We start from the raw sequence: 12,979 nt of genomic DNA, 5'->3' as shown, positions 1-12,979 counted from the left end.
TACTAAATACGTTTAGACGGACATAATTACCACTTATTTCCCTTGCGATATTTTTATTTGCATAATTCAAACGTTAAAAAAGACTCTCAAAGCGAGAGTCCTTTTATTTAGGAATCACCATCATCCGATCATCACTCATTCCATGAATTTCGATCGGCCGTTGATAGAACTCATTCAGTATGCCTACTTTCAAAAGCTCTTCTCGTTGGCCTTGTTTAAAAATTTTGCCATCGCGAATCATCAGCACGTGAATCAATAATGGTAAAATTTCTTCGGTATGATGAGTCACGTACAATAAGCTTGGCGCATCCGCCGCTTGTTTCATTTTTTTGATTCGTGCCAATAAATCCTCACGAGCAAATAAATCCAATCCATTACACGGCTCGTCCAAGATCAACAGCTCTGGTTTGGCCATTAATGCCCGAGCGATCAAAACGATTTGTTTTTCTCCCTGAGACAATACTTGATACACCTTGCCAATCAGCTTTTTGGCTCCTAAGGAACGCAAAACTTGTTTAGCCTCTTCCAGTTCTTCCACTGAAAACTTCTGATAAATACCGATACTGGCGAACTTCCCTGACAAAACGATATATTCAGCCTGTTCTTCTCGATGAATTCGTTCTTGTAAGGACTGACTCACCCAGCCGATTCGTTTCGTTAGATCAGGAATCGACGTTTGACCAAATAACTCACCCAAGACCGTCAGCTTTCCGCTAGAAGGCCATAAATTGCCTGAAATCATGTTCAGCATCAAGCTTTTTCCGGCACCGTTCAACCCTAAGACGGCCCAATCCTCGCCTGCTTTGATCTGCCAATTAATATCTTCTAATAGAACCGTTTGCTGACGAACGAATTGAACGTGCTCAAATGCTAGTATTTCCATACCTTCTCCTCCATCTTTTCCCTTTTAATAATCTTATCAAAATCTCACAGAAAAGATATGGGAAATGTTATAATTTTAGCAAATGTCTTTGAAGGGAGTTTTACTATGAATTACGAATTATCTGAAAGCACTTTTGCCCCTATCGCAAAGGTGACACTGCAGCGCGGAGAACAATTACGGATCGAACCAGGTGCAATGGTTTATGAGATCGGGGAAATAGAATTAGAAGGCCAAATGAATACCAATGGCAAGAAAGGTCTTGGCGGTGCATTAAGTGCTTTGGGCCGCTCGGTGACTAGCGGCGAAAGCTTCTTCATCAGTACAGCCACTGCCCACTCTGCTAATGCCATGATCCCCATCGCTCCAGCGGTACCGGGGAAAATCTTTGCTCTCGATGTCGGTACAGAACACTGGCGTTTGAATACTGGCGCTTTCCTTGCCAGCGAAGAAAACGTCAACTACCAAATGAAACGACAAAAACTTTCTGGTGCCCTATTAGGCGGAACCGGCGGCTTTTTCGTCATGGAAACGACCGGCAGCGGGCAAATCTTAGTTTCTGCTTTTGGCGATGTTGAGAAAATCGAATTAGACGGCAGTGCACCGGTGATTATTGATAATCAGCATGTGATCGCTTGGACCAGCTCGTTGGATTACAACATCAAGGTCGCCTCAGGTACCTTCGGCTTCAAGACCGGCGAAGGCGTGGTCAATGAATTCCACGGACGCGGATCTGTCTACATTCAAACGCGGAACCTTGAAAGCTTCGCCAGTCATATCAATACCTTTATCCCTAATTCTTAAAGATTTACTGACAGGATTGTAACTCCCTGGAAGAACAGGTAAAATATGGAGGATACTGTTGCAGAAAGCTGGTTTATATGACTGAAAAAAATAGCTACGAAAACGAGTTGCAGGGTTCAAGATCCCGCGTCGCTCGTTATCATACAGAAGCGGCACCGCCGCCTAAAAAAGATCACAAAAGGAATACAGCGCAGGCGCCTGAAGCAGAGCCGATAACAGACGCCCCTGCTGAACCCAAAAAACAGGCCACAGCTCAAGAGAAAATGGTGCAAAGCACAGCTTGGCTGACGGTCGGGAATATCTTCTCCCGTTTACTAGGTGCCGTTTACGTGATCCCTTGGATTGCTTGGATGCAGCCCCATGGCTTAGAGGCCAATTATTTGTACACTAAGGGCTATAACGTTTACGCGCTCTTTCTTATGATTTCTACCGCGGGGATTCCAGCGGCGGTAGCTAAACAAACAGCCCGTTATAATTCCATGAATGAATACGGGTTGAGTAAAAAACTATTGTTCTATACCATGCGGCTGATGACCATCGGCGGTGTGATTTGTGCCGCTATTATGTTTGTGGGCGCACCATACCTGTCTCAAGGCAACGCTGACCTAGTTCCAGTCATGCGCTCCTTAAGTGTCGTGCTGCTGATTTTCCCGGCTATGAGTGTAATCCGCGGCTTCTTCCAAGGAAACAACAATATGAAGCCTTACGCGATCTCTCAAATTGTCGAGCAAATCGCCCGAGTCTGCTACATGTTAGCTTCTGCTTTCATTATCATGCAGATCAACAACGGCAGTTACAAGACAGCTGTTGTACATTCAACGTTCGCTGCCTTCATTGGTGTCGCCTTCGCGATGGGAGTTCTATTGTTCTCGCTTTTGAAAGAACGGACAGCCTTTCGTGAATTGATCAGAGAAAGCAATAATGAGATTACCTTCTCCGGGCGTCAATTAGTCCTGCAAATGATCCAGCAAGCGATCCCGTTCATTATTGTCGGCAGTGCAATCAGTATTTTCAAGCTGATTGATCAATATTCCTTTGAAAAAATCATGTCGATCGTAACGAATTATTCCGCGGCTAAAAATGCCGACCTGTTTGCTTTAATCTCCGCCAATCCGGATAAATTGACGATGGTGGTGATCGCACTTGGGACAGCGATGGCAACGGCCGGTTTGCCACTGATCACGGAACGTTTTACGAAAAAGGATCACAAAGGATTAGCCAAACTAGTAACGAATAATATCCAATTATTGTTCTTCGTAATGATGCCGGCGACTGTCGGAATGTTCATCTTGGCTTATCCCTTGAATACCCTATTCTACTGGCCGAATCCGCTGGGCGCGCAACTATTGGCCGCTTCCTGTGTGGTCGGTATCATGATGGGACTCTTCATGGTCTGTTCCACGATGCTGCAAGGATTAGATGGCAACATGCAAGCTGTCTGGTTTTTAGGTATCGGGATCTTCGTTAAGGCTGTTTCACAATTTCCACTGACCTTTATGTTTGAGGCTTACGGCCCGCTGATCGCTACATTTGTGGGATTCCTAGTCGCAAATATGTTCTTATTGGATCGAATCCATGTCATCACGCAATTTCCGTTTAGAGAAACGATGACCTCTATTGGAAAAGTTACATTGATGTCGCTGGCAATGGGTGTGGTCGCCTTTGTCGTGAAATACGGCTGTGAATTAGTTTTAAGCTCAGATTCGAAAATGCAATCCATGATCATTATTCTGATCGTCGCGGCCTTTGGCGGATTGACTTACATGATCTTAGCGTTGAAGACGCGGATGGCCGATAAATTATTAGGCCCTCGGGTGGATGGCATTCGCCGTCGATTACGGATGCGTTAAACCTATTTAAGTCGTGCAGATAACTCTGCACGGCTTTTTTTATTTAAAAAAACAGCTCGAAGTTTACGCTTCGGGCTGTTTTACTGGAATTGATAGATATTTTGGTTCGATTGCCAGATTGGCTAAAAATTTCCTAAAATCACTAAAGGCGATCACGAGCGTCGCAGTATTCGTATTCGGATGAAAACCGATCTTTTTCGTTTGATCGATCGTCTCATCAATGATCACCGTAATTTGCCTTCCAGTATCATGCGGCAGAGCCAGCGGTGTAACCGAACCTCTTTCCAAGCCAAGCAATTCAAAAAGCTCCGCTTCTGAAGCAAAAGATAAATGACGTTCGCCCAAGGCTTTTGCTAGTCCTTTAATATCCAGCTGCTTTTTACCCGGACAGATCACAAAATAATAGTTTTTAGTCTTCTTGCTTTTCATCAACAGGTTTTTCACATCGCTGCCGTCGATCGAAAAATCGATCTCCGCCACTGTATAAACAGCTTGATGATCCACACGCTCATAAGGAATCTGCCATTTTTCTAACAGCTGATAAACTTCAGTATCCGTCGCTTTAGCCATCAAACTCACCTGCTTTCCTTCAGCAGATTGCGCCAAGTAATGATGGTTTTATTGACGTGATTCAACACATCCAGCTCCAATTTCTTCGTATCCGCTACTTCTTTTTGCTGAAAATCCGCTAACTTTTCATAGTTTTTCTGCAGCAGCTCATGGATCGGCTGATTGGTCTCCGAGACAATCAAACTGCTCGCTTCCGCCTTCAATTGTTCAATCACGATCGGTGTCGTTTCTTGAAAATAGACATAGCCAAATTTATTTAAATTATTTTTATACGATTGCAAGGTTGCCAGCGATGTCTCAAGAATGACTGTCCCATCTGCCGTTTGCTTCGGGCTCTGAACCACTTCCGCTGGCCGTTCCGGCTTCGGCTTTCGATTAAGTACCCAACGAGTAATCAAAACAGTCACCAAACAAACGATCACGTTTGACAGCAGCACTTCTGGACGTAATAAATTTTCGATCATGACTTTCACTTCCTCCAAGAGATGATACTATTATACCGAACTCGTTCAACTTAAGGTATTCATTTTTCTAAAAAGACAGAAAAATGAGTTCGTTTTTCACTACGTATACGATCCAACTAAAACGCATCACTAGTTACTAGTGAAATGAATCCGGATTTGCTTTATTCAATATATACTGCGAAAACTTGGACTCGCAACTCCTTCAACTTAAGGTATTCATTTTTCTAAAAAGACAGAAAAATGAGTTTGATTTTCACTGCGTATACGATCCAATTAAACTAAACTATTCATTTTTCGTAGAATGAATCCGGATTTGCTTTATTCAATATATACTGCGAAAACTTGGACTCGCAACTCCTTCAGCTTAAGGTATTCATTTTTCTAAAAAGACGGAAAAATGAGTTCGATTTTCACTGCGTATACGATCCAACTAAAACGCGTCACTAGTTGTTGGAGGAATGATTGTGCTTTCCCCTTTATTTATATGTACTGCGAAAACTTGGATTCGCAACTCCTTCGAGTTAAGGTATTCATCTCTCCTAAAACAGGAAAAACACATTGGGAAGGAAATTCCCAATGTGTTTATTTTACGGTTATTCGAACTTTGGCTAATGCTTGTTCTAGGTCTGCGATTAGATCTTCGGTGTCTTCGATTCCCACGGATAGACGCAGCAAACCTTCTGTTATGCCTTGTTTTTCTCGTTCTTCTTTTGGTACGCAAGCGTGGCTCATGGTGACTGGATAAGATAAAATCGACTCTACTCCGCCGAGACTTACGGCTGCGATCGGAATCTGCAAAGCGTCCGCAAACGTATACACCGCTTCTTGGCTGGCTAATTCAAAAGATAAAACTGCTCCACCGGAAGTCGCCTGACGTTTGTGAATATCATATTCGGGATGGCTAGGCAGCCCGGGATAATGAACCTTTTTTACAACCGGATGGTCTTCCAGCATCTGACTGATTTTTTCCGCACTGCGTGCACTCTGCTCCATCCGCAAGCCCATCGTCTTAAGCCCGCGCATCGTCAACCAGCAGTCTTCAACACCTAAAATGCCGCCTAAAACTTTTTGCTGAAGCTTGATTTGCTTGTGCCACTCTTCGTCATTAGTTATAACTAACCCCGCTACTACATCGCTATGTCCATTGATAAATTTAGTAGCGCTGTGAATCACCACATCGACTCCTAATGCCAATGGTTTCTGGAATTGCGGTGTCATGAAGGTATTATCGATCATGGTCACTAAATGGTGCTCTTTTGCGATTGCGACTACTCCCACAATATCCGTCACTGATAATAAAGGATTCGATGGTGTTTCTAAATAAAGTCCTCGTGTATTGGGCCGAATCGCATGCTCCCATTCCGCAAGATTGGTCTCATCGACAAACGTCACTTCGATCCCGAAGCGATTCATAACCTCGTTAACCAATTGGAAGGTGCCGCCGTAAATGCTCTTGCACATCACCAAATGATCGCCTTGATTGAAACTCAGCAGAACCGCCGAGATTGCTCCCATACCAGAAGCAAATGCCGTTCCATATTTGCCGTTTTCTAAAGCGGCGACGGCTTCCTCTAAAGCTGTTCGCGTTGGATTGCCGAAACGCGAGTACGTATAGGCCTGTCCATCCTTGATGGATGCCTGTTTAAAAGTTGAACATTGATAGATCGGAATCGATGAAGCGCCGGTTTCTTCATCAAAGGCATGATAGCCGTGGATTAATTTTGTCTTGTCTTTCATCACAAATCCTCCTAAGTTCCTGCAAGTGCTTTTTCGAAGAGTCACTTTGCCGCTTCATTATCTGTTACACGGTCAAAGTTCTTCGGTCATTTCTCACAAGACTAGCTTAACACCGTTTGAAGCGTTTTCATTGTTTTTGGATGAATTCCCATAAGAAACTTAGCTTATTTTTAGGAATTCTAGGAGCTTTCTAATGGATGAAAAAATAAAAGAGACCGCCTAGGAAAAACAAAAGGCCAAAATTAACTGCACTGAATAGACCGAAAAAGCGCTTTGTCTCTTTGGGATAGTAAATCTGGAACAAGTTGTAACCAATCAAATTTGCTAATGAAGCCAGCAAAGTCCCTAACCCGCCGATATTCACGCCTAAGATGACTGCCTGCTGGTTGGTTGTAAAAGGCGCGATCAAGAAAGCCGCTGGTACATTTGAGATCACTTGGCTCAGGCCTAAACCTGCCAAATAAATCTGTTTGCCATTCAGTCTCTGCAAAAATTCTTTAATAAATTGCGCTTCCCCGATATTTCCAACAATGATAAAAAAGCAGACAAAAGTCATTAATAGTCCGTAATCAACGTCTTTAAACAATTCTCTACGATAACTCGCCACGATCAACGCCACCGCAGGAATCACCCACTGATACGGCAATACATCCAGCACTACCAAAATCATGACAATCATTAAACCTGATAACAGCAGTGTTTCTTTTCGCTCAAACGGACTATTTTCAAGGTCAATTTCCGTCAATGAGTCCTTAGCGACGAACAGTGTCAAAAGCGCTAATGAAATTAGACTGACTAATAACACTAGCGACATCCATGTCAAAAACTGAGGGAGTGGTACATGATAATAATCATATAAATATAAATTCTGCGGATTCCCGAATGGAAAGAAGCTGCTGCCTAAGTTCGCTGCAACGATAATTAAAACACTGCCTAAAAATCGACCCTTAAATTTTGGCAGTACTGATAAGAGCTTCAAATAGATCGGCAACAATGTCAATATCGCCACATCATTCGTTAGAAACATTGAGCCGATCAGCGATAAAAGAATCATCAGCTGAACCAACTGCCGGCTGTTTTTAGAAAAGTGCAGCAGTTTTTGCGCCAAGTACTGCAAGAGGCCAACCTGTTCAAAGCCTTGAATCAGAAGCATTAGGCCAAATAAACTGAAGATCACTTTATAATCGATAAAATCGGCGGAAAAACGACCGATCAAACAGCTAATCAGCGCTAGAACCAAAGAACCACTCAATAATCGATTGTTTTTAAAATAATTCGTCACTCGCTCCATTTTCCCACCCTCTTCGATAGATTAGACTTTATTAGCATACTCCATCGCCCGAAATTTGCGCAAAAAATCGGCCCTCAAATCGAGAACCGATTGACATCATTTTTTTCTTCACTACGCACGTTCTTGGTTAATCCAGCGTTGGGAGATATTGCGCTTGCTTCGGTAATAGACCACGATCCCGATTTGGATGATGGCTACGACCACGATGATCACACTGATGATCAAGCGGATCGAAGCTGTATCCCCTGTCGAAATATAGTGCAGCACATCCCCGTTAGACCAGGTCTGTTCCTGTAATAAGTCGACCAGCTCTTGGCTGAAAATGTTGTTACTTAGCAATAACAGGACCCACATGACCGCGGAAACAGCGTTGTCAATAATCGACCAAAAACAGACACGATTGCTCCAGCGGCGATCTATCAGTTTCAGAACACTAACGATCAATGTCAATACTGTTCCAATGATCAGCACTGGTATCAAAAACCGAACGAAATCATTACTGAATAATGGCATATTGACGATCGCATTACCAGTTTTAGAAAAAACTTGTGGAAAAGCGTTTAATGCTCCAAACAGTAAAAAGGCGCTGAAGACTAATACTGCGATGATTTCCGCCACCGCATCAGAGATCGGAATCGCTTTTTCTGTGGTCACGGGCGGCAGATCATCGATGGTCCACTCTTCCGTTTTCTTTTTATCAAAGGCTCCGGTGCGTTCAGCAATCACAAAACCAATAGTCGTCCAAACTAGCGTCTGCAAGACCCCAGACACACCGCTCTCGATCCCAGATTGAAACATGACTTGAAGGACGCTTCCTACCTGCGCCCCATTTTGCTGGAAGGCTTCGAGCCCGCCAGTAACAGCCCCCACGATTAGCGTAATGATCCCGATTATCGGAACCAATAATTTTAACAAGCGAAGATAATCCTCGTAGACCTGCGGCGAAATTAAGTAACGCGGATTTTGCCGATATTGTTCCGCCAGTTTTGCCGGCGAGCCCATCGCTTGCAGAACCTGTTCAATTTCTGCGGCACTTGGCTGGTCCGATAGCATATCGTAAATATTGCCACGTAATTCTTGTGCCACTTCTTTTCGTTCGTTTTCCGTCAGCTGCCCTACCACCGCAGCGATGTAACGTTCGATTACATTTTCCATAGTTCACCCCTCCGAATAAATACCAATTAAACTCTTTTGCATTTCCTTCCACTCTTCAAACAATTTTGTCCGAACTGCTTTTCCCGTTTTGCTGATCGTGTAATATTTGCGCGGCCTGCTTTCGGTCGTATCCCAATCACTGACCAGCAGCTCCTGCTTTTCTAATCTTCTCAGCAATGGATAAAGCGTATTGGCCTCGATATCCATTCCCTTCTCCTGCAAAGTCTGCAAAAGCGCGTAGCCGTAATGAGGCGTATTCAGACTGCCTAATACAGCCAAAACCAAATTTCCTCTTTTTAATTCTGTAACATAATTCTGTACGATATCCTTATCTGGCATAGGATCACCTCTTCAATATTATTATACTGTGCGACACACATTATAGTCAATAACATAATATTTTAAATATAAAAAACTCTCGAAAAGATTCGAGAGTTTCCGTATTATTTCGTTTCTAAATCGTGTAAGAACAAACCGCTTAATAGTTTTGGCTCAAACCAGGTTGATTTCGGCGGCATGATTTTTTTCGCATCCGCGACAGCGAGAAGATCCGTCATTTGCGTTGGATACATTGAAAAGGCTAATTTCCAGTCGCCTGAATCGACTAATTTTTCCAGCTCTTCTGTTCCGCGAATCCCACCGACAAAATCAATTCGTTTGTCGGTCCGAATATCCGCGATTCCAAAGATGTCCTCTAAGACAAATTTTTGCAGCAGGGCCACATCTAATTTCTCGACGGGATCATTCGGAACCTTTTCCGGTTTGATGCTTAAGGTATACCAAGCTTCACCATCATATAATTGGCAGTCGCCGGCTTGCTCAGGCTTTTTAACACCTGTTTTGGTGACTTGGTAGTTCTCAGCCAAACGATCCATAAAGTCCGCTGGCGGTGCTGATTTCAGCACTCGATTGTATTCCCAGATCGCTAACTCATCCTCAGGGAAAATAATCGACAAGAACTGTTCTGTTTCTGGATTTTGTTCGCCGGATTGGCGTTTTTCCAAACCGATCTTGACCGCTGATTCTGTCCGATGATGACCATCCGCAATGTACAGCGCGTCAACATCAGTAAATAGTTTCGTCAATTTTTCGTTCGTTTCCGCTTGATCGATCACCCACACACGATGCGTCACCTCATGATAACTGGTGAAATCATAGACCGGCGCATGCTCCTGCTGCCAATCCTTGATGATCGTTTGAATTTCTGTTTGCGGTCGATAGCTTAGGAAAATCGGACTAGTATTCGCGTCACAGGTGCGGATGTGATTCATCCGATCGATTTCTTTTTCGTGTCGGGTAAACTCGTGCTTCTTGATTTTTTCATCGATATAGTCGCTGATCGATGTACAAGCCACGATCCCTGTCTGGCTGCGGCCATTCATCACTAATTCATAGAGATAGAAATACGCTTCTGATTCTTTGAACAACCAGCCTTTTTCTAAGAATGCCGCTAAATTGTCGGCGGCTTTTTGATAAACCTTTTCATCGTAAGGTGACAGATCAGCTGGCAAGTCGATCTCTGCCTTGTCGATATGGAAATAGCTGTACGGATTATCCGCCGCTAAGTCTTTAGCCTCTTGTGAATTAACAACATCGTAGGGCAAAGCCGCTACCTGATCGGCCAACTCTTCAGCTGGACGAATACCTTTGAATGGATGAACTTGAACCATTAAAATTCACTCTCCTCATCCCGTTTGATTGCACGGACGCGGACAATGCCTTCGTTCTGGCTTAGTTTTTCTGTAATCGCCGCTATTTTAGCCGGATCTGTTTCTGAAACGTCCACCAGTGTATAGGCATGATCGTCTTTCCCGCGATTCAGCATGTTATCGATATTGACTTCTAATGAAGCAATCTCAGATGCGATCAATCCTAGCATGTTCGGTACATTGCGATTGATGATCGTAATACGGTATGGAGAATCAAATGCCATCTCGACATTTGGAAAATTGACTGACCGTTTAATGACGCCGGTTTCTAAGAACCGTTTCAATCCGCGGGCTGCCATCTTGGCACAGTTAACTTCCGCTTCTTCGGTTGATGCCCCTAAATGCGGCAGCACCGTGATTTTATCATTATGCAATAATTTTTCTTCCGCAAAGTCGGTTGTAAAACCAGCAATGCGTTCTTCGTTTACAGCTTTCACTACAGCATCTGTATCAACGATTTCGCCGCGCGCGAAGTTCATTAAGTGTGCTGTTTGCTTCATTTGCATCAATTCTTCGGTGCTGATCAAATGACGGGTATTTTCAGTTAACGGCACGTGGACAGTCACGAAATCACAGTTGGTCAAAACCTCTTTCAAGTCCTTCGCCCGTTTTACCCGACGAGAAATGCTCCAGGCCGTATCGACTGAAACATACGGGTCGTAACCCGTAACTTCCATTCCTAAACGGTAGGCATCGTTGGCTACCATCGCTCCGATTGAACCTAAACCAATGACTCCTAGTTTCTTGCCTTCAAGTTCCGTTCCGGCGAATTGTGCTTTTTGCGCCTCAGCCTGTTCATCGACATCGGCACCTTCCAATGTTTGCACCCAATCAATCCCTTGAACCATCGGACGAACCGCTAATAATAAGCTCGCGATCACTAATTCCTTCACCGCATTCGCATTGGCTCCCGGTGTGTTGAAAACCACGATGCCTTTTTCGGTACACTCTTTAACTGGAATATTGTTCGTTCCGGCACCTGCCCGCGCTACTCCTAAAACAGATTCAGGAAAGGCATAGTCATGCAGCTTTTGGCTGCGCAAAATAATGCCATCTGGTTCTTCGCTTTCGTTGATGCGGTAGTTTTCTTTATCAAAACGCGCCATTCCCTCAGGAGCGATCGCGTTGAATGTTTTAATCTGAAACATCTAATTCCCTCCATTTTCCTTTTCAAATTTCGCCATGAAGGCCACTAACGCCTCGACACCTTCTATTGGGAACGCATTGTAAAGACTCGCACGCATGCCGCCAACTGAGCGGTGACCCTTCAGATTCTCGAAGCCTTCTGCTAAAGCCGCTTGGTTGAAGGCTTTGTCTAAGGCATCGTCACCAGTCACAAATGGGATATTGGTGATTGAACGGCTATCTTTTCTCACTGGGCTCGTGAACAACTTCGATTTTTCGATCGTGTCATATAATAGTTGGGATTTTTGCTGATCCTTTTCGGTAATTCCAGCTACGCCGCCTTGGGCTTTCACCCATTCAAAGACTAGCTTCGCGATGTAGATCGCATAGGTAGGCGGTGTGTTATACAAGGAATCATTCTTCGCCTGCAACGCATAATCTAACATCGGCGCAAAAACTGCTTCTTGATTGAGCAAATCTTCACGAATGATCACGACCGTCAATCCAGCCGGACCGATATTTTTCTGTGCACCAGCGTAGATCACGCCAAAGTCCTCTACTTTATAGTCATTGGCTAAAATGTTTGAAGACATATCTGCTACCACAGGAACTTTGCCGAAGTTTGGAATCTTCGCAAACGCTGTTCCTTCTATCGTATTGTTCGTTGTAATATGCACGTAAGCGGCATTTTGATCCACCGTTTCCGGCAATTCTGGAATATAGGTGAAATTTTTATCTTCACTAGAAGCGATCACTTCTACTTCGACATTATCAAGTGCTTTTGCGGCACTGATAGCCTTTTTCGACCACGAACCGGTACTGACATACAACGCTTTTTTGCCTTGAGCCAAGTTCAACGGCACCATGCTGAATTGCAAACTTGCTCCGCCTTGTAAAAACAAGACCTTGTAATTGTCAGGGATCGCCATTAATTCTCTTAATAAGCTTTCAGCAGCTTGGATGATTTCTTCAAACAAGGAGGAACGATGACTCAGCTCCATCACCGACATACCGCTATTTTTGTAATCAAGCATCTCGGACTGTGCGATCTCCAACACAGCTTTCGGTAATACTGCGGGACCTGCAGAAAAATTGTAAATCGTCATACTCATTCTCTCCTTTTTCATAGTTATGGAATTATTTCCATCTTTAAGCCGTAAATCTCTTCCTGATCCACTGTTAAGAAACAAACTTCTATAGTAATCAGACAAAGATTTCCTGCATCAAGATGTGATGACAATTATAACAGATGTCCTTAAATGATAAAAGCCTAATTCTAAATTAATTTCACTGTAATTTGAATTTTGTCAGAAAATTTCATGTTTGCTTACATAAAATGAAAACAAGCAATCCATTTCTGGCTAAAAAGCATCTCATAACTGACGCTCCCGCTC

General features: G+C 43.7%; 12 protein-coding genes. 2 read left to right on the top strand and 10 right to left on the bottom strand.

Translation table 11 applies throughout. From position 1 onward, the window contains the following. Positions 1-103: 103 nt before the first annotated feature. Positions 104-883 carry an ABC transporter ATP-binding protein gene (locus PGP85_RS01445; protein ID WP_270325625.1) on the bottom strand — a complete coding sequence of 260 codons (780 nt, stop codon included), beginning with the start codon at positions 881-883 and terminating at the stop codon, positions 104-106. Between the two features lie 105 nt (positions 884-988). Here PGP85_RS01445 and PGP85_RS01440 point away from each other — a divergent pair, with 105 nt between their 5' ends. Continuing rightward, positions 989-1,684 (top strand): TIGR00266 family protein, encoded by a 696-nt coding sequence (locus PGP85_RS01440; RefSeq protein ID WP_270325624.1) that lies wholly within the window; start codon positions 989-991, stop codon positions 1,682-1,684. Between the two features lie 77 nt (positions 1,685-1,761). Continuing rightward, positions 1,762-3,534 carry a putative polysaccharide biosynthesis protein gene (locus tag PGP85_RS01435; RefSeq protein ID WP_270325623.1) on the top strand — a complete coding sequence of 591 codons (1,773 nt, stop codon included), beginning with the start codon at positions 1,762-1,764 and terminating at the stop codon, positions 3,532-3,534. Between the two features lie 63 nt (positions 3,535-3,597). On the opposite strand, the gene PGP85_RS01430 is transcribed toward PGP85_RS01435, so the two are convergent. The 9 genes from PGP85_RS01430 to serC form a co-directional block, all read right to left on the bottom strand. Then, a complete protein-coding gene (locus PGP85_RS01430; RefSeq protein WP_270325622.1) occupies positions 3,598-4,104 on the bottom strand; it encodes a prolyl-tRNA synthetase associated domain-containing protein in 507 nt (168 codons plus the stop codon). 5 nt (positions 4,105-4,109) lie between these two features. After that, positions 4,110-4,568: a hypothetical protein gene (locus PGP85_RS01425; RefSeq protein WP_270325621.1), complete on the bottom strand. Its 459-nt coding sequence runs from the start codon at positions 4,566-4,568 to the stop codon at positions 4,110-4,112. Between the two features lie 582 nt (positions 4,569-5,150). After that, complete coding sequence (locus tag PGP85_RS01420; RefSeq protein WP_270325620.1) at positions 5,151-6,305, bottom strand: trans-sulfuration enzyme family protein; 1,155 nt, start codon at positions 6,303-6,305, stop codon at positions 5,151-5,153. A 190-nt stretch (positions 6,306-6,495) separates the two neighbouring features. Next, positions 6,496-7,596, bottom strand: coding sequence for an SLC13 family permease (locus tag PGP85_RS01415; protein ID WP_270325619.1), 1,101 nt, complete (start codon positions 7,594-7,596; stop codon positions 6,496-6,498). Positions 7,597-7,707: 111 nt separating this feature from the next. After that, positions 7,708-8,751 (bottom strand): HAAS signaling domain-containing protein, encoded by a 1,044-nt coding sequence (locus tag PGP85_RS01410; RefSeq protein WP_270325618.1) that lies wholly within the window; start codon positions 8,749-8,751, stop codon positions 7,708-7,710. Between the two features lie 3 nt (positions 8,752-8,754). After that, positions 8,755-9,090 carry a PadR family transcriptional regulator gene (locus PGP85_RS01405; protein ID WP_010742029.1) on the bottom strand — a complete coding sequence of 112 codons (336 nt, stop codon included), beginning with the start codon at positions 9,088-9,090 and terminating at the stop codon, positions 8,755-8,757. Between the two features lie 104 nt (positions 9,091-9,194). Continuing rightward, positions 9,195-10,421 carry a DUF1015 domain-containing protein gene (locus PGP85_RS01400; RefSeq protein ID WP_270325617.1) on the bottom strand — a complete coding sequence of 409 codons (1,227 nt, stop codon included), beginning with the start codon at positions 10,419-10,421 and terminating at the stop codon, positions 9,195-9,197. After that, complete coding sequence (locus tag PGP85_RS01395; RefSeq protein ID WP_270325616.1) at positions 10,421-11,608, bottom strand: 3-phosphoglycerate dehydrogenase family protein; 1,188 nt, start codon at positions 11,606-11,608, stop codon at positions 10,421-10,423. The genes PGP85_RS01400 and PGP85_RS01395 overlap by 1 nt, the downstream gene beginning before the upstream one ends. Beyond that, positions 11,609-12,691 carry a 3-phosphoserine/phosphohydroxythreonine transaminase gene (gene serC / locus PGP85_RS01390; protein ID WP_270325615.1) on the bottom strand — a complete coding sequence of 361 codons (1,083 nt, stop codon included), beginning with the start codon at positions 12,689-12,691 and terminating at the stop codon, positions 11,609-11,611. Positions 12,692-12,979: the final 288 nt, after the last annotated feature.

Origin of the sequence: Enterococcus malodoratus, assembly GCF_027659535.1 — a bacterium.
GTDB lineage: Bacteria > Bacillota > Bacilli > Lactobacillales > Enterococcaceae > Enterococcus_A > Enterococcus_A malodoratus.
Note: the sequence above shows the minus strand (reverse complement) of the source record. Positions and strands in the feature narration are given on the sequence as shown.

What these genes read in the sequence shown, in the direction of transcription:
- PGP85_RS01445 (WP_270325625.1), bottom strand. Translation starts at nt 883, where the DNA reads ATGGAAATACTAGCATTTGAGCACGTTCAATTCGTTCGTCAGCAAACG.
- PGP85_RS01440 (WP_270325624.1), top strand. Translation starts at nt 989, where the DNA reads ATGAATTACGAATTATCTGAAAGCACTTTTGCCCCTATCGCAAAGGTG.
- PGP85_RS01435 (WP_270325623.1), top strand. Translation starts at nt 1,762, where the DNA reads ATGACTGAAAAAAATAGCTACGAAAACGAGTTGCAGGGTTCAAGATCC.
- PGP85_RS01430 (WP_270325622.1), bottom strand. Translation starts at nt 4,104, where the DNA reads ATGGCTAAAGCGACGGATACTGAAGTTTATCAGCTGTTAGAAAAATGG.
- PGP85_RS01425 (WP_270325621.1), bottom strand. Translation starts at nt 4,568, where the DNA reads ATGATCGAAAATTTATTACGTCCAGAAGTGCTGCTGTCAAACGTGATC.
- PGP85_RS01420 (WP_270325620.1), bottom strand. Translation starts at nt 6,305, where the DNA reads ATGAAAGACAAGACAAAATTAATCCACGGCTATCATGCCTTTGATGAA.
- PGP85_RS01415 (WP_270325619.1), bottom strand. Translation starts at nt 7,596, where the DNA reads ATGGAGCGAGTGACGAATTATTTTAAAAACAATCGATTATTGAGTGGT.
- PGP85_RS01410 (WP_270325618.1), bottom strand. Translation starts at nt 8,751, where the DNA reads ATGGAAAATGTAATCGAACGTTACATCGCTGCGGTGGTAGGGCAGCTG.
- PGP85_RS01405 (WP_010742029.1), bottom strand. Translation starts at nt 9,090, where the DNA reads ATGCCAGATAAGGATATCGTACAGAATTATGTTACAGAATTAAAAAGA.
- PGP85_RS01400 (WP_270325617.1), bottom strand. Translation starts at nt 10,421, where the DNA reads ATGGTTCAAGTTCATCCATTCAAAGGTATTCGTCCAGCTGAAGAGTTG.
- PGP85_RS01395 (WP_270325616.1), bottom strand. Translation starts at nt 11,608, where the DNA reads ATGTTTCAGATTAAAACATTCAACGCGATCGCTCCTGAGGGAATGGCG.
- serC (WP_270325615.1), bottom strand. Translation starts at nt 12,691, where the DNA reads ATGACGATTTACAATTTTTCTGCAGGTCCCGCAGTATTACCGAAAGCT.